A 23,112-nucleotide genomic window follows, 5' to 3' on the forward strand; every position below is an offset into this window, starting at 1 on the left:
AAAAGAGAGCCCCCCAAAAGGAATCCCTGATAACCGGGCAAACAGCGCGCCAAAAAAAAACCTCCGTCATGAAGTCGGAGGAGTGTCTGAGTAGTGTCATGTAGAGAATATAGGATAGAGAAGAGAAATCTGGCGGGAGCATCAAAGCGTCCCTTGTATTAATATAAAAACAATCTTAAGAACTCTGATGTTAGATTGTAACGAAATATAAAGTCGAGTTTTAATTATTTCTTCAGAATTACGATGAAGACTGACGGCGCGCCGGGCCGCCCGCCCTCTGCGCAGAAGACGCAAGCTTTTGCCCGGCGCGCGCGATAGAATGCCGAACATCCCGTCCAAGCCGGGAAGCAAAGAGCAGAGAAGGAAAAAATGTGATGCGAGTGGCTGTCTTTAGCGCCAAGGCGTACGACAAACGGTTTCTATCTGAGGCCAACGAGGCCTTTGGCTATACGTTCAAGTTTTTTGAGCCGCATCTGGATGAATCGACCGTGCGGCTGGCGAGCGGTTATGACGCGGTTTGCGCATTCGTTCACGATGATCTTTCGCGCCCCACGCTTCAGGCGCTGGCAGAAGCAGGCGTCAAGCTGGTGGCGCTACGCTGCGCCGGGTATAACAACGTGGATCTGGCGGCTGCGCAAGAATACAACCTGACCATTGTGCGCGTGCCCGCCTATTCGCCGCATGCGGTCGCCGAGCACGCCATTGCGCTTATTCTGGGCCTGAATCGCCGCATTTACCGCGCCTATAACCGCGTGCGCGAAGGCAATTTTTCGCTCGAAGGCCTCATGGGCTTCGACCTGCACGGCTGCACCGCCGGGGTCGTCGGCACGGGCAAAATCGGCGTGCTGGTGGCGAAAATCCTGAAAAACGGCTTCGGCTGCGAAGTCGTCGCCTATGACCCATACCCTTCCAAAGCCTGTCAGGATCTGGGCATCGCTTACGCCTCACTGCCGGAGCTCCTGTCGCAGGCCGATATCGTCTCGCTGCACTGTCCGCTGAGCCCGGAGACGCATCATGTCATTAACGAGGCGTCGATTCAGCAGATGAAGCCCGGCGCGATGCTGATCAACACCAGTCGCGGGGCGCTGGTAGATACGCGCGCGGCCATCGAAGGGCTGAAGTCTGGGCAGATCGGCGCGATGGGTCTGGATGTCTACGAAGAAGAGGGCGACCTGTTTTTCGAGGATCTCTCCACCCAGGTGATTCAGGATGACCAGTTTACGCGTCTGCTGACGTTTCCCAATGTGCTGATCACGGGTCACCAGGCGTTTTTTACGGAAAACGCCGTGCGCAACATCGCCGAAACCACGCTGGCCAACATCCGCGAATTCGAGTCCGGCGGCCCCTGCGCCAATCAGGTCCACGCGCCCCAGCGACGGGGCGCGTGACAAAGCATCGGGTTAGACGGGTTTACGCCTAACGAGTCTTAATTTTCCCCATGGATTGATTCCGTCATTTTGCGTAGTCGCTCCCTCAACGAAGCCGGGGTCCTGACCGACTTTGATAACGTCAGGCGCTTTGCCCCAATTCGCGCGCGCCTTGCGTAGAAGTTCGTGAGGATCAATGCCGGTGTTTACGCCAATATAATGGCCCGTTCGGGGATCATACGTGTGCCCGTGGCTATCGATTAAATAGGCCTCTTTAACGGGAGGCTCAGCATGACGAGCTGTGGCTGCATTTTGAGGCGTCGTCCGTAATTCTATTTCAGCCTGGCGTATGCGAGTAAATCCGTCAGATACCCACCGGCCCTGTTCTTGAGTAAAGTCGAATACGAAGGTGTCAGGCCGACCCAGCGTGCTATAAACTCTTTTACTATTTTGCGTCCCCTTCGGGATGGCCATTTGAGCTGGCACGACGACTCTTAGCGTCGGACTCAAGCCTTCAAAGGATTTAACCCCCTCAACTGTCGCTTTGCCTCGGACCACAAATTGAAGCCCATCATCCGTTTTAAACACCCTTCCGGGCTTTAAATTCCCAGGTGTTAGAACCCCATTATGATGAAAATTCAAACGCATTTGAGAGACTCCCTTTTAGGCGCATATGCGCATCTGGATACGGACCGAAATGGCAGAGAATTTATTACATATGTAACTTCTGTGATAGGCGCATAATGCTAGTTTGTGAAGAATTCTAAATCACCGGACCGCGCGGCGAGCAGGCGTCAGGGGGGTGGCGATCACTTCACAAAAAGGCCTCTGCGCAGCGTCAGAGGCCTTTTAACCTGTAAACGGCGAGGCCTCTCAGGCCCCGCTTGCCAGCGATTGGGCGCGCTCGGCGGCGCGGGGGAAGAGAATGTTGTTCTCTTTGTGAATATGCGTATGCAAGTCGCGCTCTAGTTCGGCCAGCAGCGCAAAGGCGGCGCGATACGTGGCGCAGGCGTCGGCGGGCGGCGTGTAGTCGTCGCTGAGCGCGCGCATCTGGCGCAGAAAATCGCCCGCGAGATCGTGCTCTTCGCGCATGACCCGAATGGGATTCTCAATCGAACCGCAATGAAAGGCGGGCAGCGTCTGCGCCGTATCCAGCGCCTTGCAATACGGAAACAGCACGGTTTCTTCTTTAGCCAGATGGGCCTCAAGATCCGCGCGCAGGGCTTCAAACGTCCGCTGCAGGTCGATCAGCTCGCCATGACGCTCGCCATGGGCGCGCCGCGTTTTGTCCAGCAAGGCGCTGAGTTGCGGCAACGTCCGGTTGAGGTACGCGTGATGCGTCTCGACAATGTGATCTGCCCACAGCGACAGCGAGGCGCCCAGAGCAGGCGTGTCTGCCGAAAGCAAGGGCGCCGCAGGCCATTCGCGAATCTGCGCCCAGATGGCTTGGGCATCCAGGCCTTTTTGCGCGCAGGCCTGCGACAGGGGCTGCGCGCCGCCGCAGCAGTAATCGAGTCCCTGGGCGTCGAAGAAGGCGGTCAGTTCCGGGCGATGCGCAGCCAGCGCGCCGAGGGTCATGTCAGACGATAAAACGGTCATGGCGGGAAGCTCCTTTTTTGGGTGACGCGAATCTTCCGCCAGCGTACCGCCTGTCGCGGCAAATGACGTTGACTTATGTCAAAACGCGCGCCGCCTGCTGACAGGCGCGGGAATCTACGTATGATTTCAATTAAAGGCCGCGCGCGTTGCGCCGATAGGCCTTTATATCGCTTTGCCGCAGGAGACGCCGCGTTATGTCCAGCGTGCCATCGTCTATTCTCAAGGGAATTTCTGATCAGTTCCGGTATGTTCAGGCGTATGAAACGGCAAAGGCGAACGGACAGAATTTTGACTTCAGAACCGGTCAGGCCGTCGCTCAGCCGGATGCGGCTTCGCCCAGCGGCGTCGACGCTTTCAGCGCGCTGTCTTTTCAAGCGCTTGCGGCGCAAGCGGGCAATATGAACGCCAACGCCCATACCGGCGAGGCCTTTCGGCGAGCGTTTCAGTATTATCAGCAGTATTTCACGCCGACGGCTTTTCTGGCGTACAACCCGAATTTCGGCGCCGTATGGCTGAGTCCGCCGCCGCCGGTTACGGATACTTGATTTTAACGCCGCGCTCCCGTTTAATAAGGGCGAGATGAGAAGTTCCGCCCCTTTTACAACGTCGCAAGAGACCAGGCGCCCCAAGACGGTGCTGCTGGCCGAGCATTACGGCTTTTGCCATGGGGTTAAGAAGGCGGTCGACAAGACCATCGCCTGCGCGAAAGACGCCAAACGTCCGGTGTACGTGCTGGGGCAGTTGATTCATAACAGCCAGGTGATTGAAAAGCTTTCTGAGGAAGGCATTCAAACCATTACGTCGCTGGATGAAGCGCCGCCCGGCAGTCTGTGCGTTGTTCGCACCCATGGCGCGCCGCCGCAACTGGCGGCGGATGCGCAGGCGCGCGGTATCGACATGGCTGACGCCACCTGCCCTGACGTGCGGCTGGTCCAGAACAAGGCCATTGAACTGGCCCGGGAAGGCTATACCGTCGTCGTCGTGGGTAAGGCGGACCACCCGGAAGTCATTGGCATCACCGCGCATGCGCAGGAAATTCCCGGCGCGCGCATTGTATCGGCTCATCGCGCGGAAGATATCGCCGAAAAACTGGCAGGGCTGCCATGTCGGCGCATCGGCGTGGTGTCGCAAACCACCCAGATGGAAGACGCCTTTTTTGACATGATTCGCGAGCTGGCGAAAATCGCCAAAGAGTTAAAAGTATTTAATACCATTTGCCCGGCCACGTTTTACCGGCAAAGCGCCGCGCTGGATCTGGCCGCGCAAGTGGATCTGATGGTCGTGGTCGGCGGTAAAAACAGCTCCAACACCACGCATCTGGCGGAAATCTGTCGCGCGCAAGGGGCTGAGACCATTCACATTGAGGTATATGAAGAGCTGGCGGGAAGCGACGCGCTGGCCCGCGCGCAAACCGTGGGCGTGACCGCAGGGGCCTCTACGCCGGAATGGCTGGTGCAGGAAGTCATTGAATACATTCAGGCTTTGTAGCACAATAAACGCCGCCATGGGTTTTAATCGTTCACGGATCGCATCGCGTACGCAGGTTTGGAAACAGGACGGGTCTCGCCTGTCGGATTTCTGCGCCTGAAAATCGGCGGCGATTGCGCCCAGCCCTCTTGAACTTGTTTGAATCCCGCGGCCCTGTTCCCAATAGAAGGAGACCCTCCCTATCGTGGTATCGACGACTGAACGAGATTATTCCCTCAGCCAGCGCGACGCATCGCTGCGGCAGGATTTTGAATCGCTCCTGGAAAGAAGTTTTCAGAGCGCGCTGAAGCCCGGCGCCATCGCTGTCGGCGAGATCCTGCGCGTTGAAAAAGACGGTCTGCTGATCGATATCGGCGGCAAGTCAGAAGGGTTCGTCTCCATTAAGGAAATCCACGGTTGCCGGACGGCGGACGATCTGCGCGCGACCTTTGCGCCTGGTCAAATCCATGAGTTTTACATCGTCGGCGAACATGACAACGACGCGACTTATTATCAGCTTTCGTTGCGTCGGGTGGCGGCTTTCAAGAACTGGGATCAACTCAAGGAGCTGAAAGAGGCCAACGCCACGGTGGACGTAATCGTCGCCGGGTCGACCAAAGGCGGCATTCTGGTGAATGTCTTTGATCTGAAAGGCTTTATTCCGGCCAGTCAGATTCGCGTGGCCAAAACGCTCAACGAGCTGGTAGGCGAAAGCCTTCCCGCCAAGATTCTGGAAGTCGACAAGGCCAAGAACAAGCTCATTCTGAGCAATCGCGCCGCCGTGTTTGAAGCCAAGGCGGCCATGCGCGCCGAAACCCTGAGCCGCCTGCACGAAGGCGACCTCGTGTCGGGAGAAATCGTCAAAGTCACAGATTTCGGCGTTTTTGTCGACATCAACGGCATCGACGGCTTGCTGCCGCTGTCTGAGATCTCGTGGCGACGTATCAATCACCCGTCAGAAGCGCTGGAATTGGGTCAGCGTCTCGACGTCATGGTGTTGACCGTGGATCTGGTCCTGCAACGCATCAGCCTGACGCGCAAGCGGCTGGAAGCCGATCCGTGGCGCACGGTGGACGATCACTTCCACGTCAATCAGGAACTGGAAGGCCGCATCACCAAGACGCTGGGCTCTGGCGTTCTGGTCGAACTGATGCCCGGCATCGAAGCGTATTGCGCTTTCAGCGGCGCCGGCTCGAAGTTCTTCCGTCTGCAAGAGACCTGCGGGTTTCGGATCATCTCGATCAACGCGCCGGACCGCCGTCTGACGCTGGAATATCGCTATGACGCCGCGCCCCCGCCGGAAGAAGCATCCGAGGACGCCGCCCAAAACCGCGATCGCGAGCTGGTCGCCGTTTAAAGCGTCGGTTTGACAACGTTTTTCCGCTTTGGGTACAATACCCGAACTGACTTGAACGGAACTGATCATGTACGCAATCGTTGAATTGAACGGAAAACAGTACCAGGTGGAAAAAGGTCGCTACATTGTAGTGGACCGTCTTTCCCAAGCGCCGGATGAGATCGTGGCGATCGACAACGTGTTGATGGTCGTCAATGGCGATCAGAGTCTGGTTGGCGCGCCCTTTGTGTCCGGGGCCCACGCGGTCGGTAAAGTGCTGACGCATTTTCGCGGGCCGAAGGTGCTGGTCTACAAAATGCGCTGCAAAAAAGGCTATCGCCTGAAAAATGGCCATCGTCAGGAATACACGCGTTTGCAGATCGACGATCTGACGCTGCCGGGCGAAACGTCTTCTTCGGCGAAACCCAAGGCCAAGGCGGCTTCTAAAAAAGCGGCCGCTCCCGAATCGGAGTCTGAGCAGGCTCCGGCGACTTCAGAGGAATCGTAAGTCATGGCACATAAAAAGGGCGTCGGTTCCACTCGCAACGGACGCGACAGCGAATCCAAACGTCTGGGCGTCAAGCTCTTTGGCGGTCAACAGGTGCGAGCCGGGGCGATTATCATTCGCCAGCGCGGCACCAAGTATCATCCGGGCGTCAATGTTGGCGTGGGCCGCGATTATACGCTGTTCGCCCTGACCGATGGGGTCATCGCCTTCAGCAAGGCCCGCGGTTTGACCCGCGTCAGCGTCGTCCACGGCGTGGCGTAAACGCCTCCCCCCCTCCAATTTCTTCTTTAAAAAAGCCCTCTCAAAGCAGAGAGGGCTTTTTTGTTGGATGTGTGACTTGTATGGGGTCTTGAGTGAGCCTCAGCGAGACACGGCTTAGGCCCTTAGGCCGTTACCAGATCCAGCCCATTGGCCGTAACCGGCCTGGGGGTAATCTTCCCCTTCGCATCCCTGAGAATCACGCCTCTGATGAGATTAACTCCTGGCGCCTGTGGATAATCTTCCAGCACTTCTAAAGGCCGACTGATATCCAGCATTTTCTTGGCATAGTGAGTTTCGCTGTCTGTGTCCGGGCGAACGGACAATCCGACGAGAGAACCCGAATAACCAGCGACGTTTCCCGAAAAGCGAATAGACGTCATGAGGTAAATCCTTTTATTATCTGGGGGAGAGAGTGGTGTTTTGTGAATAAAATCGCTACCCCCGCCGGAATTACGCTTCCAACGGCGATGACTTGGGACTATGGCTCTCCACTCTCGGGCTCGGGCTCGTTGGGCGTCGCCGCGCCTTGGGCGATGCCGTCGTCATCGGGCAGATACTCGAAGGTGTGGCCGGCGATATGCACGGCCTGGCCGGCGCGGATGCCTTCGCGCTCCAGCGCCCGCATGACGCCCATGGCGCGCAGGATGTTCATGGTGCGCATCACGGCAGCGCGGTTGCGCGGGTCCATAACGCCCATCAGGCGCTCGACTTTGCCGCCGCTGACGTGGAAGGCCTTGCCCTTGCGATGCACCTCAAAGGCGCTGTCATCGTGATTGGTCGCCTTGACGTCGACCATCAGCTCCACCACAGCCGTTTCATCCGGCGCAGCGGCGAGCGCCTCAAAGAGCGCCTCCATGAGGGGCTCCAGTCCCTGACGCGTCGCAGCGGAAATCACGAAAAGCGGCGCGCCGCCCAATTCCTGGGCAAAGCGCGCGGCCAGCGCATCGGCCTGCTCGGGCGAAACGACGTCGGCCTTGGTCAGGGCAACCAGTTGCGGTTTTGACGCCAAACGCTCGCTGTAACGAGCCAATTCCGTGCGAATCAAACGATAATTCTGAAGAGGGGCGTCCGAGTCAGCCGCATCGTCCAGCATGTCGGCGCTCATGTCCACCAGATGCAGCAAGACGCGCGTACGCTCGACGTGACGCAGAAACTCATGCCCCAGACCCGCGCCTTCGCTGGCTCCTTCAATCAGACCGGGGATATCGGCGACCAGAACCCCATCGCCGTTAGGTTTACGCACAACGCCGAGATTCGGCGTGAGGGTGGTAAAGGGGTAATCCGCGATTTTAGGCCGCGCCGCGCTGATGACGCTGATCAATGTTGATTTTCCGGCATTGGGCAGGCCAATGAGGCCGACTTCGGCGATTAATTTCAGTTCAAGATCCAGCGTGCGCGGAATACCGGGCTCGCCGGGCTCGCAGAACTGCGGGGCCTGACGCCGCGAGGATGTAAAGCGCGAATTGCCACGCCCGCCGCGCCCCCCCGCCGCCACCAGCGCCCGCTGGCCCGGCTCGGTCAGATCCGCCACCGCAAAGCCGCTCTCATGATCACGCACAATCGTCCCACAGGGGACTTTGAGGATGAGATCCTCGCCGCCGCGACCATGCATGTTTTTGGGTCTGCCCTTATGCCCGTCCTCAGCGTGAAAAAGCGACTCATAACGAAATTCCAGCAGCGTATTGAGCGATTCGCTGGCCTCCAGCCAGACATCGCCCCCCTTGCCGCCATCGCCGCCCGCCGGGCCGCCAAACGGCTCGTATTTCTCGCGACGCCACGCCACCATGCCATCTCCCCCGGCGCCGGATAAAATCTGAATCGTCACTTTGTCGACGAACTGCATGAAACGTCTCCCAGAGCAGGGGCCAAAAACCGGCGGGAAAGCGTCTTCAACCGCACGCCCTCCGCCCCCTATGGCCATACTATAATACGGAGACGAGCGCAGTACGAGAGAGGCTTTGCCGACGTGATTTTTGCCGACCCTTCCCGAGCCCGCACCTGTTTTACCAAAGGCCGCCTGCTACTGGCGTGCGCCGCGCTGGCCACCCTTGGCGCCGTGGCCGTGTCGCTGGCGCAGGCGCCCCTTCCACAGAAAAATCCGCTTGCAGAGAGTCGACAACAGGCCCCTGCAGACGAGCGCGTCACCCTGTCTGCGCCCAGCGTCAAACAGGGCGAAAGCCTGCTGATCACGATTCTGCATCCGCGCGCCGACCTGACTGCGGCGAGCGCCTGGCTGGCTGGCGTCAAAACGCCGCTATTTGCCCAGGCAGACGGCTCGCTGCAAGGGCTCGCCCCGGTGCGCGTGAATCAGAAGCCGGGGCGTTATGCGATTAAAATCCAGAATCCGCGCGGCGAGACGATTTATGAAGACGCCATCACCGTCGCCGACGGGCGCTATTCCCGCCAGAATATCGTGACCACGGCCAAAATGGGCGGTCTCCAGCCCGAGCCCGGAGAACTGGAAGCCGTCGGCGCGCTGAAAACGGCGACCGGCCCCGCGCGGTACTGGCAATTGCCGTTTCTTGCGCCGACGCCCGATTGTATGAATTCCCCCTACGGTAATCTGCGCTATCATAACGGCGCATTTACGGGCGAATACCACAAGGGGCTTGATTTACGCGCCCCCCAAGGACGTCCCGTGCGCGCAACGACGGGCGGCGTCGTTAAAATTGCCCGCTTTTACCGATTACACGGCGGCACTGTCGGGATTGATCACGGGCAAGGGGTCAGTTCGATTTATATTCACCTGTCGAAAATACTGGTCACGCCGGGTCAGCGCGTCAACGCGGGCGACACCGTGGGACGGGTCGGCGCAACCGGGTTTGCGACCGGGCCGCATCTGCATTGGGGACTGTTTGTGAATGGGCTGCCCGTTAACCCGCGTCAGTGGGCGTTTTCTCCCGCCTGCTAACGGCATCTGCCTCCCCGAGAGGCAGGCAATTTACGCTTATAATTTGTTTTTATTTTAATGAGTAGAATAATCCTCTTTTTGAGTACGAGAAAAGCGTCAGGAGAGAAAAAGCCTAGAGAATTAACCTCATCAGGAGAGAGAGAGAGAAACCAGGAGAGAAGAGTATGGACGTCAGTAACGTCAGAACGTTTGCCGCAAACGGATTTATCGTGCAGCGCTCCGATCCCGGCGGGGGCGAGCGATCCACGTATCGCCTGTATTGCCCGGGCGGCGAAACCCCTGGGGCCAGGTCGCAAGTGCCGTTTGACACCCCCACCGAGTTTACCCGAGACGAATGGACGCGCGCCGCCAAAGAAGGCGTCACAAATTTCGGCAAGAATGACGCCATTGATTTCGCCGGCCTGACCAAGGCCTGGGGCTCGCCCGTGACAGCCGCGCTGGTCATGTGGAATAACGACAAGAATTTTGACGGCAAAATCTCGCTTGAGGAGCGTCAGCAGCGATTTAACGAGTTAGACGTCAACCATGACAACAAACTGGACTTGAGCGAACAGATGCAGGATTTGAACCTGTCGATGCCCCTGTGGATGGGCGAACCCAGCGTACGCAACAACCATTTCAACGGATTTTTTTAGGGGGATAGGGCTCGCTTGATAAGCGGAGCCTTTCACTCAAAACCAGAGCCCCCTTCTGCCGAGACAAAAGGGGGCCTGGTGTTTTTGAGTTCGTCGTCAGGTCTTGAATGCGTTCGTTAGAACAGGAAGTTCGTACGGACGCCGACAACGGTGGTGAAGCCATTGCCGCCCAGACCTAAACGGTTGAACAGGAATTGCGCGCTCGGCACCACGGAGATGTTATCGGTGGCCTGCATTTTGTAGTACACCTCAAGCACTTTTTCCATGGAGGTATCGAGACCGCGACCATCGCGAACCGTCGCCGCGGGCGCTCTGTTGGAGCGACCGGTCGCGCTCAGGCCTTGCTCGTGGAAGTCGACCATGGCGTAACCGACGCCAAGAACGTCTTCATCACGCCAGCCTGGGGCAACGGCGGACATCGGAACGCTCAAGCCCACACTGAGGGCCTGGCGAACGCCGACGCCGATGCTGTCGCGCAGGAACGCGGTGTTGGCGCCCAGCAACTGGTTCTGGCTATTGAACAGGAAGTTGCCGTCGGCCGAATTCGCCAGCGTGTAGTTGACGAACGTGCCGATGCCGCCCCACCATTCCTGGTTCATCCCGACGTAGAAGGCGTTGGAGGTATCACGCTCAAACACCGTGCGGGTGACAGGGCTGCCGCCCAAGGCTGCGGTCCGGTTGACAGGGCTCAGATCCAGCGAGGCAAGGCTGTTGCCCTGACGCCAGATGTGGTAGCCACCGCCGTAGATGCTGCCCGGTTTGGCCCAATCGTCGCCGAGGAAGCTGGTGATGTAGTTTAAACGCGCTTCATAAGACACGTTCATCCCGTCCATCACGTCGCCCACGTCGATGGAACCGAAGGCGGCCGTCAAATCCAGGTTGGCGCTTTTGCCAAGACCCTGGTGCATTTGATAGGCAATCATCGGCTGATTGACGTTGACAGCGATACCAGGCGTGTTCACCAGCGAGGTGTTTTGGAACTGGGTCAGTTCGTTGCCGCGGTACGGGCTCTTGTCAAAGAGGAAGCGCCACGGCACGACGCCGACGTACAGGTCGCCAGTCGTTTCCCAGCCTTCGCCTTCCGGCAGAAGTCCCATCCAGCTGGTCAGCACCGGGATGCCCGACTTGAAGTTCTGCTTGTAGTAAGCAGATTCCAGGTACAGGTTGCTGCGCGAATTCACGCCGGTGAAATCCGACTGATCGCTGGAGGTGAACAGACCATCGTTGTTCAGTTTATCGGCATCAGCAGAGATGCGCGAATAACCGGAGTACGACGGGATGCCATCTTGCGTGGCGTTACGGCCAAAGGCCGCCACCAGACGGGTGTACAAGTCACCGCGACCGATTTTGGATTCTTCGTTCTCGTCTTTAACCGGGACATCCAGCGCCAGGCGCAGGCGACCCACGGCCGACAGACCATCCAGCACGCCGGACTGTCTGGAGCCGACGGCGCGAACGTTCTGACGGCTGATATCGCTCAGGACGCCGACGCTGAAATCCCCATGAATCTGGGTTTTTTCCAGCAAGGTCAGGCGGCTGTCCTGCTCATCGTTTTTCGCTTCGATGGCAGAGGCGCGATCTTCCAGGGACTTCACGCGGCCGTTCAGGGCGTTCAGCTCATTGCGGAACTCTTCCTGAAGACGGGCGAGGGTTTGCAGGTCTTTTTTATCGGCTTTCTCGGCGCCGAGGCGGGCGAGATCGCGACCAACCGTTTTCACCAACGCATTGAGCGCGGCGGCCATTTCCCAACGGGTCGGGAAGCGGTTGCCCCGGAAGGTGCCATCCGGATAACCCTCAATGACGTCGTATTTCTCAACCAGATCACGGAGAGCTTCAAACGCCCAGTGATTGCGGTTGACGTCCGACAGTTCGTCGACGCTGGTAATGGCGTTCGCCGGCGTCATCGAGCCAATGAACAGCCCGGCAGCGCCAGACAGGAACACGCTGGCTGCAAGCAGCGCAGGCGTCATTCTTTTTAATGTCATGGAACTCAACTCCTAGATTAACTCCTAAATCCTATATATAGGCTTTACAGGTCTCTCTCCGTATGACGGTCTATCGCTTGTCGGCAGAACCGCCCCTTCGCCGGTGGCTTTCTCCGGCCTTTGAGAAAGCCGGGTTGGCGCGATTCCTTTTGAGTGTTACTGCCCAGTGGCTTCCGGTCTGGTCGTCTCCTGGCCAGGCCCGCCTTCAAACCGATCGTCGACTGTTGCCGCGCGATCGCCATAAAGCACCACACGGATGCGAGATTGCCCCCATTATATGAACAATCCGATGGCGTTTTCAGGAATCTTTGCATAATCTTTATCGAGAAATAATTCAAATTTAATCAAAAATAATAAATAAAAATGAAAAAATAGACATAAAAAAAGCGCATTAAATATATTTAAAATAAATATTTATAGTATAAATTTTGCAACATTAGCCCTCAAGACTTTTCTCATCGGTGAAATCCTCCAGTATGAGGAAGGGAGGCCGCGCCTCAGGCGGATTCGTCGCCATGCAGGGGATGCGGGTGTTGATTCCCGATTTTTGAATAAAGATCGTATCCTGAAGACATCATGGATCAGCCGCCCTCGTTTGAGTTTCAGTTACAGGCCGCCGTCGCCACGCCTTGGGGAGAGGCGCGCGCCGCCGCGTTGAGGACGCCTCACGGCGTGATTCACACCCCTGCCTTTATGCCGGTGGGCACCCATGGAGCCGTGAAAGCGCTCACATGGCCGCAACTTCGAGACACCGGCGCAGAAATCGTTCTGGCGAATGCGTTTCACCTGTATCTCAGGCCCGGACATGAGGCCATCGCCCGCGCAGGCGGCCTGCACGGCTGGATGAACTGGCAAGCGCCTATTCTGACCGATTCTGGCGGATTTCAAGCGTTCAGCCTGGCGAAAATCCGTGAAGTTACCGACGATGGCGTCCGGTTTCAGGATCCGCGCAATGGGGATACGCATTTTCTCGGTCCCCGCGAGTCGATGGCGATTCAAAACGCGTTGGGCGCGGATATTATCATGGCATTTGACGAATGTCCGCCCGCCAACGCCTCGCGGGAGTATGTGGCAGCCTCGCTCGACAAGACGCATCGCTGGCTGGCGGCCTGCGTCACCCATCACGCCCGGCCTGCGGAACAGGCGCTGTTTCCGATTGTTCAGGGCGGGCTGTTTGAGGAATTACGGGCCGAAAGCGCCGTCTTTGCGTCACAGTTTGCGGGCTGTGGCGTCGCCATCGGCGGGGTAAGCGTGGGAGAATCGCGTGAAGACGTCAATCGCATTGTGGCGCACACGGCGCCCCTGCTGCCGCGCGACAAGGCCCGCTATCTGATGGGCGTCGGCACGCCTCAAGACTTGCTATGCGCCATCGCGCGCGGCATTGACATGTTTGATTGCGTGATGCCCACCCGGATTGCGCGACATGGGTCATTTTTCAGCGCGCAAGGCCGCCGTATTCTTAAAAACGCCGAATTTGCCGAAGATCCTGGACCGCTGGAAGCCGGCTGCGATTGCTACACATGTCGCCATCATAGTCGGGCGTACGTGCAGCATTTGATTCGCCTGGGCGAGTGGACGGCCTTTACGCTGATTTCGATTCACAACATCGCCTTTCTCGTGCGGCTGGCCCAGGACGCCCGCGCCGCGATTCTGGCCGGGACGTTCGACGCCTTCTTCGAGCGCCACATGACGGGGTTACGCGACCCGTCATGTGAATAGGGGCATTGCCCAGACGATATGCGCCCAGATGCTCTGTTTTGATTGCCTCTGCCTTCAACTACGCTAAGATGAAGGCTTACGGCCACAGCTCAGGGGAGCCCCCATCGCGTGAATCCGCCATCGCCTTTGCGTACGGTGACGATCGTTCATAACGTCGCCACGGATCCTCAATGCGCGGCGCTGAAGACAGCGCAAACGGTTCTGGAACGTCACGGGGTACGCGTCTGCGTCGCAACAGTCAACGGCTATGAACGACCTGCGCTCACGCCTGATTCTGCGCATCCCGATTTAGCCATTGTTATTGGCGGCGATGGCACCGTGTTACGCGCCACGCGCGTCTTTTGCGAGAAGCGCGTGCCGATTGTGGGGATTAATCTGGGCAATCTGGGCTTTCTGGCCCGCATTGATCCCGAACGCGCGCCGGATTACCTCGAACGGCTCATCAGCGGCCAATACGCGCTTGAAGAGCGGTTGATGCTGCGCGTCAATACGCCCACGGGCGACGATTGCGAGATTCCCGCGCCTGCGCGCCCGCATGTCGCCGCCCTGGCGCTGAATGACGCCATGGTAAAAAATGCGAATCCGAGCCAAATGGCCTCGTTTCGTCTCTTTATCAACGAAACGCCTGTCGCGGCTTACGACGCCGACGGCGTGATTATTGCAACGCCTACAGGCTCAACGGCTTACACGGTCTCCGCCGGAGGACCCGTGATTTCGCCCCAGGCCGCCGTCCTTGCCATTACGCCGATCTGCCCGCACAGCCTGTCCAACAAGCCGCTTATTGTGCCGTCGGACACGCGCATCCGCATTGAGGCGGCCTCAGACAACGCCCGTATGCTACTTGCGCTCGACGGAATGGAAAGCGGCGCGATCGGACCCGGCGAGTCGCTGACCGTCGAAAAAGCGCCCGAACCGATGCGCTTTGTCGTCTTTGGCCCCAAGGAAGAAGACTTCTACTGGCTTCTGAAAACCAAGCTCCACTGGGCCCGCAACCCCCGCTGGCGTCCCGGCGATTCGGAAGGATAGGGCGGGCCGCGCGACATGACCCGGATTTTTTCATTAAAACAGGACGCCTAAGGGGTGGAGATTGTCATTCTGGCGGTCGGCAAGCTGAAACGGGATTTCCAGTATCTGGAAACCGGCGTCAACGAGTATTTAAAGCGACTTCGCCCCTATGCAAACGTCTCGCTGGTAGAGATTCCAGACGAAGCGATCACTGCCGCCATGCCAGCAGAGCGGGTATTGTCGCGCGAGGGCGAGCGGATTCTGGCCCAGTGGGAGAAGGCGGCGGTTCGCGTGGCCCTGAGCGAGCGCGGCGAATCGCTGGATTCGATCGCCTTCGCGCGCCGCCTGAGCGAATGGGGCGAACGCGCCGCCCGGCATGCGGATCCTTCAAACGGAGGTACCCGCCCTCGGGGATCGGGCCCTATGATAATGGTGATCGGCGGGGCGCTGGGGCTTTCTTCGTCCGTCCTCACTGCGGCGGACTGGACGGTTTCCCTGTCTCCCCTGACCTTTCCCCATCCGCTGGCGCGGCTGGTGGTGGCGGAACAGCTTTATCGCGCGTTCCGAATTCTGCGCAACGAACCATATCACAAGTGAGTTAGAGTCAATCCGATTTTTAGGGGCTGGAAACGCTTGCGCGACGCGGGCGGCGATAGCTGTGTCCACTATGGCAACGGGAGTTAGGGACGTCGTGAGTGAACTGAAGAAGCTCAAAAAGACGGTGATGGTCGATATCTGCTTTACGCAGTCGATGAACGGCTATGACCCCGTTGAAATTGAGGAAGAAGCCCAGGGTTCGTTGTATCAGGTCGATGACGACACGTTTATTCTGGCCTTTGACACGTTTCTGTCGAGCAAGAAAATCACGACGACCGTCAAGGTCGCCCACGGCAACCTCTCCATCGTGAAAATCGGCGACGTACACAGTCGTCAGACCTTTTGCGCCGATGAATGGTACGCCAGTCAATTCTTTTACGGCGGCGGCTCGCTGGTTTGCCGGAATTTCACCAAAAAGCTGGACTACGCCCTGACCGCAGACGGCGGCATTATTGAAGCGCTTTACGAGTTATGGTCCGGTGAAACGCATCTGGGCTACTATAATTTAGAGTTTTTCATCCGTTAGGCGGCAACAGCGCCAAGACATTCAGGCCAGAGGCGATTGCGGGAAGTCCTGCGAAAGCGACTCGCTCAGGGGCTTGAAGATTTTTCGTCGCCACGCTTCAAAAACTATAGAAAATATTTTCGATTCGGATTATACTGAATCTGGAAGGCAACGGCGCGCGCCCGTGCGCTGGCAAGATTCAGAGGCGAATCATGAACAGCGACGATCTGGCGAAAAAGCTGGCGATTCTGGCCGATGCGGCCAAATACGATGCGTCCTGCTCTTCCGGCGGAGCGGGCAAACGCTCGGCGGGCAAAGGCGAGGGCAAAGGGCTGGGCTCGCTCACGGGCGGAACCGGCATTTGCCATAGCTTTACGCCAGACGGGCGCTGCGTTTCGCTGCTTAAGATCCTGATGACCAATTACTGCATCTACGATTGCCATTACTGCATTAACCGGGCTTCCAGCAACGTGGCGCGCGCGCGCTTTTCTGAGCAGGAAATCATTGATTTGACGATGAATTTCTATCGTCGCAACTATATTGAAGGGCTCTTCCTGAGTTCCGGCATTATTCAGACGCCGGATTACACCATGGAAGCCATTGTCCGCATCGCCAAATCGCTGCGCCAGGATCATCATTTCAAGGGCTATATTCATCTTAAAACCATCCCGAACGCTTCGCCCGCCCTGCAAGAGGAAGCCGGATGGTACGCGGATCGGCTCAGCATCAATGTGGAACTACCCACCTCGCAATCGCTCGCCCTGTACGCGCCGCAAAAAAACCTGAACGTCATTACCGGCACGATGACGCGACTGGACGACAGGATTTCCGAGGCGCGCGCCGCGAAAAAGCCTGCGCGCTATATTCGCGGCGGCCAAAGCACCCAGATGATCATCGGTGCGGACGCCACCAGCGATAAAGGCATCCTCAGCGCCAGCGTGGACTTGTACAGTCGTTTCAAGCTGCGGCGGGTGTATTACTCAGCGTTCAGCCCGATTCCCGGCGGGGGGTCGGCGCTGCCCGCCAAACCTGCGCCGCTGCTGCGCGAACACCGGCTGTATCAGGCCGATTGGCTCCTGCGGTTTTATGAATTTCAGCTGGACGATATTCTGATGGGCGCCGATGGCGACATGCTGGACCTGAACCTCGATCCCAAGCTGGCATGGGCCCTGCGCAATCGCCAGATGTTTCCTGTCGATCTGAATCGGGCGGACAAATCCCTTTTACTGCGCGTGCCGGGCCTGGGCGCGCGATCGGTTCAGAAAATCCTCTCAATTCGGCGCTATCATGCTTTGCGGTGGACGGATCTGATTAAGCTGCGACTTCCCACGCAAAAAATCAGGCCGTTTGTCAGCGTGCTGGACTACTCGCCGCCGGTGCGCCTGCTGGAGAAAGACGCGCTGGAAACGATTATTCAGCCCGCGCGACAGTTGAATCTATTTGAAAATGCGTCGTGAGCGCCATGCAGACGCTGTCGATTCGCGAAAAACCGGGCTTCACCGAATGGCGCGATCTGGCGCGCGACTTGCTGCAACGGGAGATTCCGCCCGAGCAGACGCTTTGGGAATGTGGCGCGCAAGGGGCGCTGGCGCTGGGATCGACACCCTGCGCCGAAACGCGGGAAAAGGCTATCAGCAGTTTTCGGGTTTCCCGCACGTTTCTGGAACTCTGCGAACTGGCCAGCCGCCATCAGGATGATCAGCGCTATGCCTTGCTGTATCGCCTTTTATGGCGTCTTCATCACGAAGATCGCCGTCTGTTGGCGCGCGCCACCGATGACGACGTGATGACGCTGGCGCGTCTGGTGAAGGCCGTGCGGCGCGATGCCTATAAAATCAAGGCCTTTGTACGTTTTCGCGAAGTGAAGAACCCGCACGGCGAGCCATGTTACGTCTGCTGGTACCAGCCCGAGCATTACACGCTTGAACTGGCGCTGCCGTTTTTTACGACGCGTTTTCGCAACATGCGCTGGAGTCTGATGACGCCCTATCGCGCGGCGCATTGGGACGGCGAGGCGCTGACGCTGGAAGATAACCCGGATCCCAGCCGATACCCGGCCTTCGACGAGGTGGAAAGATACTGGTTGCAGTACTACGCCAGCATCTTCAACCCGGCGCGACTCAAGGTAAAAGCCATGAGCGGCCAAATGCCCCAAAAATACTGGAAAAATCTGCCCGAAGCCGCGCTCATCCCCGAGCTGATTCGCCGGGCCAACCCGACGCAAAGCAGCGTGAATCCGCTCAGACCCGCTCGAAACACGGCGCCCCAGCGCGAAAGCGAAACGCCGCCTGAACGGGCCGACCCTCAGAGCATAAGGCCGTCAGGGCTGAGGGCGGCAAAGAGCGATGCGCCTTAACGAACGCCTGTTGAGCCGAAACCGCCGGCGCGATCCAGAGACGCTTTGCTGACCTCGACAACTTCCGGCGACACTTCGACCCAAATCGCGCGCGTCACCGGCGCCAGAACCAGTTGCGCCACGCGTTCGCCGGGTTCAATCGTCACGGCCTCATTGGAGAGGTTAATAACGGCGATTTTCACTTCATCGCGATAATCGCTGTCAATGGTGCCGACGCAATTGACCAGCGTCACGCCGCGCTTAATCGACAGACCGCTGCGCGGGCGCACCTGACACTCGTACCCCTCAGGGATCATCATCGTGAAACCCGTCGGCAGCAAGGCGCGCTCCAGCGGCCCCAGAGTCATCGGGGCGTCCAGAGCGGCGCGGACGTCCATGCCGGCAGAGCCGCGCGTCGCATACGCGGGTAAATCCGCAGGGGCGTGCGGTAGACGGGCAATGGCGACGTTTTGAACGTCTTGCGCCCGCTCGATCTGGGCCGGGTCAGCAACAGCGCTCATCGCGAACGCTTGTGGGAAAGGGGGATTCATGACTCGCGTCTCCTGTCTTACGACTCTTACGAAACGGGGGCGGGCTGGGCCACCAGCGCCAGCGCGTCGTTGATAATGCGCGTAAAGCCTTCGGGGTCGAGGCTGGCGCCGCCGACCAGCGCGCCATCGATGTCGCTCTGCGACAGCAGCTCGCGGCTGTTGTCCGGCTTGACGCTGCCGCCGTACAGGATGCGCGTCAGTTGTGCGGCGCCGCGTTGCGCCAGCGTCCGGCGAATGAGGGCGCACACGCGATTGGCTTCGGCGGCCTCGCAGGTTTTACCCGTGCCAATGGCCCAAATCGGCTCATAGGCGAAGGTCAGCTTCGGGAAAACCGCCGCATCCAGCCCCTCGATAGCGGCGTTCACCTGTTGGGCGACCCAGTCATCCGTCACGCCGTCTTCGCGTTGCGCCAGACTTTCGCCGACGCAGATGATGGGCGTTAAGTCATGGGCCAGCGCGGCCTTGATTTTCGCGTTAACCGTGGCATCGGTCTCATTGTAATACTCGCGGCGTTCGCTGTGACCGATAATCACGTAAGTAGCGCCACAGTCGACGGCCATGCCGGGCGAAATCTCGCCGGTATAGGCGCCCTGTTCGCGGCTTTCCATGGTCTGCGCGCCCACGGCAAACGGCGCTTGCAGTTCGCGCACGGTATGGGCGACACGCTCCAACGCCGTCGCAGGCGGACATAAGACGATATCGGCCAGCGCCGAATCGGCGGCCTTGGCCTGATTATAAAGCTGGCGCGTAAAGTCGCGGGCTTCATCCAGCGTCTTGTACATTTTCCAGTTGCCGGCAATCAGGTAACGGCGGGCGGCGGAAGTCATGGTCAGCTCCTCTCAAGTCTGGATCGCATCTATAATCATCCCAAAAAGCAAGCGGGAGGCCGAAACCGAATCGACCTCCCGTTGCAAAAAGCGACTACTGGGCGTTAACCGGCAGCCGGTCGGCGACGAACTGGGTCAGTTCGGCCAGACGGTTGCTGTAGCCCCATTCGTTATCGTACCAGCTCAGCACTTTGACCATGCGATCGCCAATCATTTTGGTGAGATCCGGGTCGAAAATGCTGCTGTGCGCATTGCCGATGAAGTCGGTGCTGACCAGCGGCTCGTCGCTGTATTGCAGCACGTTTTTCAGGTCGCCGTCAGCGGCCATTTTCATGGCCTGGTTGATGGCGTCGACAGAGGCGGGTTTTTCCAGCAGGCAGGTTAAGTCAACCATGCTCACCACCGGCGTGGGCACGCGGACGGCGAACCCGTCGAGCTTGCCTTTGAGCTGCGGCAACACCAGCGAAATCGCTTTGGCGGCGCCCGTCGAAGTCGGGACAATATTCAACGCAGCGGCGCGGGCGCGACGCAGGTCTTTGTGGGGAGCGTCCAGCAGGCGCTGATCGCCGGTGTAGCTGTGGATAGTGTTCATCAGGCCGCTGACGATGCCGAATTGCTCTTGCAGCACCTTGGCGACCGGCGCCAGACAGTTGGTCGTGCAGCTCGCGTTGCTGATGATGTGGTGCTTGGAGGGGTCGTACATCGACGTGTTGATGCCGATCACCATCGTGATGTCTTCACCTTTGGCCGGGGCGGAGATGATGACCTTCTGGGCGCCCGCTTCGATGTGCTTGCGCGCCTTGTCGGCGTCGGTAAACAGACCGGTGGATTCGATGACGAGATCCACGCCAAGGGCTTTCCAGGGCAGGTTGCCGGGATCGCGCTCAGCGCAAACCTTGATGGCGTGCCCGTTAATAATAATCGCGTCGTCGGTATGATCGACCTCGCCCTTGAAGATGCCCATGGTGGAGTCGTATTTAAACAAATGGGCGAGTTCTTGAGGGGTCGTCAGGTCGTTAATAGCGACCACGTTATTTTCCCAGCCGACCGACTGGTTTTCGACGGCGGCGCGCAGCGTCAGGCGGCCAATGCGGCCAAATCCGTTGATGCCGACTTTTTTGTTGTTCTGCGGGTTGCTCATGGGGTCTCCTTTTTAGAATGATTTCGGGTGTTTCAGACGTCAGGGGGACAGAGTGTCGCGGAATTGAGAAGAATTTCGCCAGGAAGGCCGTCACCACAAGCCCTCAGCAAAGAACCAGGCGCCAACGGCTTGTATTGCAGGGGATTCAGAGAATTAATAGAGAAAGGGGCAAAATCCGCGTCCGGCGCTCAAATCCGTAGTGCCAACAGCTTGCGAGCCTGTCGACGTCGCAGCGGCGTCAGCGGCGACTATAGCACAAAGCGCATGGGATTCAAACGCCAATTTTCCATTAGGGGCGCGGCTTCGGCCCTCGCTTTCGCGTTGGGCTCGACCGCGTTTCACGCTAAAATAACGCCATCTGTTTTCAGAAAATCAAAAAACGAAATTCCAAGGAGACCCGCTCATGTCCGCCATTGCGACTCCCTCCCGCTGCGCTAAACGCCTTGCGCTTACAGGCGCGTTGCTCGGCCTTGCCCTGATATCGACAAGCGCTCTGGGCGCAGAGAAACAGGCGTCGAGCCTGCTGAATCAGGCGGCTGCCGATTTCAGCCAGGGGAAGTATTCGTCGGCGGCGCGTCATTATCGCGCGGCGCTCAATGAGAATAAGACCGATCCGACGGTCTATCTGGGTCTGGCAATGGCGCTGAAGTCCGATGGACGACTCCCCGAAGCCAAAGGGGTGTTGGAGCAGCTCATTCAGTTGTATCCGCAATACGCCCCGGCGCACTACAATTTAGGCGAAACGCTCGAAGCGCAGGGAAATCTGGATGCGGCCAAGGCCTCGTACCGCCGCTATCTGGAGTTGTCCGGCGGAGAGTTGCCGCCGTCGCCGGAAATCCGTATCAAGTTTCGTCGCCTCGGGTTGATTTAAGCCCGGTCTCAAGCATACTTCCCAAGACAAAAACGCCGTGAGATTTGGGTCTCACGGCGTTTTCGGATCCAGGGGATCCTGGCGGGGATCCTAGCGGCTACTGGGTCGCTTGCTCTGCGCGCTCTTCTTGCGGAATTTGCGGGCATGCTCGCGGTTACGGGCCGCTTTTTCTTTTTTCTGGTTGTTCTTGGCCATCTATCAGCGCGCTCTAATAAGAGGACGAGCTTTGGTAGCACTCGCGGCAATAGACGGGCTTGGAACCGTTCGGCTGGAAGGGCACCTGCGTGTTCACGCCGCAAGCGGAACACACGGCGTCGTACATCTGGCGTTGCGGGCGACCATAGCCACCGCCGCCGCCGCCACCATAACCGCCGCGTCCGCCGCCGCCGCCATAACCACCGCCGCCGCCTCGGCTGGCTTTTGCGGCGTCACGGCAAGGCTTGCACTTGCGGGGCGGTTGAAAGCCCTTGCTTTGATAAAATTCCTGCTCTTCTTCCGTGAAGGGGAAGCTAGTTCCACAGGCGGCGCATACGATTTCGGATGTAGGCATGGGAGATTAGGACCTCATTGTTTTTAACTGTAGTAAGAAAGGGAACGATTGGTGCACGATTCTGAGATGAGGTCCGTATTTCGGTGAAACACTAAACCCGACCTTGAAACCAGCGTGCTGAATAGTATCATCGCTTTGCAACGGGATTACAACCCCCCTTTTGGGGGATTGAAGGCGAGAGGCGCTCGCCGCGCGGGTGAACTGGCGCTGTTTTAGGGCCATTGAAGAAAACTCTTTAGAACCAGATTTAGCCCCTCCGGGCGGCAAACCCGGTGGGATTCTAAAGCTGGTGGAGCCGGAGGGATTCGGAGAAGGTCTCGACACAGGGTTCGAACCCCTCCGGGCAGCAAACCCGGTGGGATTCTAAAGCTGGTGGAGCCGGAGGGATTCGGGAAAGGTCTCGACACAGGGTTCGAACCCCTCCGGGCAGCAAACCCGGTGGGATTCTAAAACTGGTGGAGCCGGAGGGATTCGAACCCTCGTCCAGAACGTTCGCCGGCAGGCATCTACGCGTGTAGAACCGGATTCTCGTCAATTCGCCCAAGGCCCGGTTCATGGCCTCAGAGCGGATCCAAGCGTTTACCCCCGCCGGGTCGGGAGAAAAAGATTCGCGTTAAGCCCGTTCTCCCGCGGGCTGTCAGCTAGCATACATAAGGACCCTATCGCTCGGCATGCTGGAGACGATAGAGGGCCATCCGCCCTTAGGAGGCGGATAACCTCACGCACTAGGCAGCCTTGCGGGCCTTTCTAGCGGAGAAGTCAACGGCGATGACATTGCTTTTTTTGGCATTTGTCAAGGTTGCTCGTTGATAACGGGGAACAGCGCCCCGACGCGCCGTCTGCGTCCGAATTCGCCCTGTCAAGTCCAAATCGGCCCCGTAAGACAGCCTTGCGCCCGGCGCGCCAGACAATTCCGGGCGCAAGGCAGCCTTACAGGATCGA

General features: G+C 58.4%; 24 protein-coding genes and 1 other RNA gene. 15 read left to right on the plus strand and 10 right to left on the minus strand.

What is annotated here, in order from left to right:
- The first annotated feature begins 374 nt into the window (after window positions 1-374).
- Window positions 375-1,388, plus strand: coding sequence for a 2-hydroxyacid dehydrogenase (locus IPK79_10940; protein MBK8190952.1), 1,014 nt, complete (start codon window positions 375-377; stop codon window positions 1,386-1,388).
- Window positions 1,389-1,400: 12 nt separating this feature from the next.
- On the opposite strand, the gene IPK79_10945 is transcribed toward IPK79_10940, so the two are convergent.
- Both IPK79_10945 and ric read right to left on the minus strand, forming a co-directional pair.
- Window positions 1,401-2,015, minus strand: coding sequence for a hypothetical protein (locus tag IPK79_10945; GenBank protein MBK8190953.1), 615 nt, complete (start codon window positions 2,013-2,015; stop codon window positions 1,401-1,403).
- A 225-nt stretch (window positions 2,016-2,240) separates the two neighbouring features.
- On the minus strand, window positions 2,241-2,966 hold the full coding sequence (gene ric, locus IPK79_10950; GenBank protein ID MBK8190954.1) for an iron-sulfur cluster repair di-iron protein: 726 nt from the start codon (window positions 2,964-2,966) through the stop codon (window positions 2,241-2,243).
- A gap of 194 nt (window positions 2,967-3,160) precedes the next feature.
- Between ric and IPK79_10955 the strand changes: the two genes are divergently transcribed.
- From IPK79_10955 to rpmA, 5 genes are all read left to right on the plus strand, one after another.
- The gene (locus tag IPK79_10955) at window positions 3,161-3,511 is read left to right on the plus strand and encodes a hypothetical protein (GenBank protein ID MBK8190955.1); all 351 of its coding nucleotides are present in this window, start codon (window positions 3,161-3,163) and stop codon (window positions 3,509-3,511) included.
- A gap of 34 nt (window positions 3,512-3,545) precedes the next feature.
- The gene (ispH, locus tag IPK79_10960; GenBank protein MBK8190956.1) at window positions 3,546-4,454 is read left to right on the plus strand and encodes a 4-hydroxy-3-methylbut-2-enyl diphosphate reductase; all 909 of its coding nucleotides are present in this window, start codon (window positions 3,546-3,548) and stop codon (window positions 4,452-4,454) included.
- A gap of 184 nt (window positions 4,455-4,638) precedes the next feature.
- A complete protein-coding gene (locus tag IPK79_10965; protein ID MBK8190957.1) occupies window positions 4,639-5,790 on the plus strand; it encodes a 30S ribosomal protein S1 in 1,152 nt (383 codons plus the stop codon).
- A 67-nt stretch (window positions 5,791-5,857) separates the two neighbouring features.
- Window positions 5,858-6,277 (plus strand): 50S ribosomal protein L21, encoded by a 420-nt coding sequence (gene rplU, locus IPK79_10970; GenBank protein MBK8190958.1) that lies wholly within the window; start codon window positions 5,858-5,860, stop codon window positions 6,275-6,277.
- A 3-nt stretch (window positions 6,278-6,280) separates the two neighbouring features.
- Window positions 6,281-6,538 carry a 50S ribosomal protein L27 gene (gene rpmA, locus IPK79_10975; GenBank protein ID MBK8190959.1) on the plus strand — a complete coding sequence of 86 codons (258 nt, stop codon included), beginning with the start codon at window positions 6,281-6,283 and terminating at the stop codon, window positions 6,536-6,538.
- Window positions 6,539-6,660: 122 nt separating this feature from the next.
- On the opposite strand, the gene IPK79_10980 is transcribed toward rpmA, so the two are convergent.
- Both IPK79_10980 and obgE read right to left on the minus strand, forming a co-directional pair.
- The gene (locus tag IPK79_10980) at window positions 6,661-6,918 is read right to left on the minus strand and encodes a hypothetical protein (GenBank protein MBK8190960.1); all 258 of its coding nucleotides are present in this window, start codon (window positions 6,916-6,918) and stop codon (window positions 6,661-6,663) included.
- 98 nt (window positions 6,919-7,016) lie between these two features.
- A complete protein-coding gene (obgE, locus tag IPK79_10985) occupies window positions 7,017-8,381 on the minus strand; it encodes a GTPase ObgE (GenBank protein MBK8190961.1) in 1,365 nt (454 codons plus the stop codon).
- Between the two features lie 123 nt (window positions 8,382-8,504).
- On the opposite strand from obgE, the gene IPK79_10990 reads away from it, so the two are divergent.
- Both IPK79_10990 and IPK79_10995 read left to right on the plus strand, forming a co-directional pair.
- A complete protein-coding gene (locus IPK79_10990; GenBank protein ID MBK8190962.1) occupies window positions 8,505-9,449 on the plus strand; it encodes a M23 family metallopeptidase in 945 nt (314 codons plus the stop codon).
- A gap of 164 nt (window positions 9,450-9,613) precedes the next feature.
- Window positions 9,614-10,084: a hypothetical protein gene (locus IPK79_10995; GenBank protein ID MBK8190963.1), complete on the plus strand. Its 471-nt coding sequence runs from the start codon at window positions 9,614-9,616 to the stop codon at window positions 10,082-10,084.
- Window positions 10,085-10,200: 116 nt separating this feature from the next.
- Here the strand turns inward: IPK79_10995 and IPK79_11000 are convergent, their stop codons facing one another.
- Window positions 10,201-12,069, minus strand: a complete 1,869-nt coding sequence (locus IPK79_11000) for a carbohydrate porin (protein MBK8190964.1) — start codon at window positions 12,067-12,069, stop codon at window positions 10,201-10,203.
- A 576-nt stretch (window positions 12,070-12,645) separates the two neighbouring features.
- Here IPK79_11000 and tgt point away from each other — a divergent pair.
- From tgt to IPK79_11030, 6 genes are all read left to right on the plus strand, one after another.
- The gene (gene tgt / locus IPK79_11005; protein ID MBK8190965.1) at window positions 12,646-13,788 is read left to right on the plus strand and encodes a tRNA guanosine(34) transglycosylase Tgt; all 1,143 of its coding nucleotides are present in this window, start codon (window positions 12,646-12,648) and stop codon (window positions 13,786-13,788) included.
- 108 nt (window positions 13,789-13,896) lie between these two features.
- Entirely contained in the window at window positions 13,897-14,814 is a 918-nt protein-coding gene (locus tag IPK79_11010; protein ID MBK8190966.1) for an NAD(+)/NADH kinase, read from the plus strand.
- Between the two features lie 54 nt (window positions 14,815-14,868).
- On the plus strand, window positions 14,869-15,390 hold the full coding sequence (locus tag IPK79_11015) for a 23S rRNA (pseudouridine(1915)-N(3))-methyltransferase RlmH (GenBank protein ID MBK8190967.1): 522 nt from the start codon (window positions 14,869-14,871) through the stop codon (window positions 15,388-15,390).
- A 94-nt stretch (window positions 15,391-15,484) separates the two neighbouring features.
- A complete protein-coding gene (locus IPK79_11020) occupies window positions 15,485-15,916 on the plus strand; it encodes a DUF1934 domain-containing protein (protein MBK8190968.1) in 432 nt (143 codons plus the stop codon).
- Between the two features lie 191 nt (window positions 15,917-16,107).
- On the plus strand, window positions 16,108-17,352 hold the full coding sequence (locus IPK79_11025) for a putative DNA modification/repair radical SAM protein (protein ID MBK8190969.1): 1,245 nt from the start codon (window positions 16,108-16,110) through the stop codon (window positions 17,350-17,352).
- A 5-nt stretch (window positions 17,353-17,357) separates the two neighbouring features.
- Entirely contained in the window at window positions 17,358-18,251 is an 894-nt protein-coding gene (locus IPK79_11030; GenBank protein ID MBK8190970.1) for a TIGR03915 family putative DNA repair protein, read from the plus strand.
- Here the strand turns inward: IPK79_11030 and dut are convergent.
- The 3 genes from dut to gap form a co-directional block, all read right to left on the minus strand.
- On the minus strand, window positions 18,248-18,751 hold the full coding sequence (gene dut, locus IPK79_11035; protein MBK8190971.1) for a dUTP diphosphatase: 504 nt from the start codon (window positions 18,749-18,751) through the stop codon (window positions 18,248-18,250). The two genes, IPK79_11030 and dut, sit on opposite strands and share 4 nt — an antisense overlap.
- Before the next feature lie 56 nt (window positions 18,752-18,807).
- Entirely contained in the window at window positions 18,808-19,608 is an 801-nt protein-coding gene (locus IPK79_11040; protein ID MBK8190972.1) for a triose-phosphate isomerase, read from the minus strand.
- 94 nt (window positions 19,609-19,702) lie between these two features.
- Window positions 19,703-20,749 carry a type I glyceraldehyde-3-phosphate dehydrogenase gene (gene gap / locus IPK79_11045; GenBank protein ID MBK8190973.1) on the minus strand — a complete coding sequence of 349 codons (1,047 nt, stop codon included), beginning with the start codon at window positions 20,747-20,749 and terminating at the stop codon, window positions 19,703-19,705.
- Between the two features lie 403 nt (window positions 20,750-21,152).
- On the opposite strand from gap, the gene IPK79_11050 reads away from it, so the two are divergent.
- Window positions 21,153-21,620, plus strand: a complete 468-nt coding sequence (locus IPK79_11050) for a tetratricopeptide repeat protein (protein MBK8190974.1) — start codon at window positions 21,153-21,155, stop codon at window positions 21,618-21,620.
- A gap of 208 nt (window positions 21,621-21,828) precedes the next feature.
- Here the strand turns inward: IPK79_11050 and IPK79_11055 are convergent, their stop codons facing one another.
- Both IPK79_11055 and ssrA read right to left on the minus strand, forming a co-directional pair.
- The gene (locus IPK79_11055; GenBank protein MBK8190975.1) at window positions 21,829-22,170 is read right to left on the minus strand and encodes a zinc-ribbon domain containing protein; all 342 of its coding nucleotides are present in this window, start codon (window positions 22,168-22,170) and stop codon (window positions 21,829-21,831) included.
- Between the two features lie 453 nt (window positions 22,171-22,623).
- Window positions 22,624-23,048: a transfer-messenger RNA gene (gene ssrA / locus IPK79_11060) on the minus strand.
- Between the last annotated feature and the right edge of the window lie 64 nt (window positions 23,049-23,112).

It is taken from the genome of Vampirovibrionales bacterium, from assembly GCA_016712355.1.
Taxonomy (GTDB): domain Bacteria; phylum Cyanobacteriota; class Vampirovibrionia; order Vampirovibrionales; family Vampirovibrionaceae; genus JADJRF01.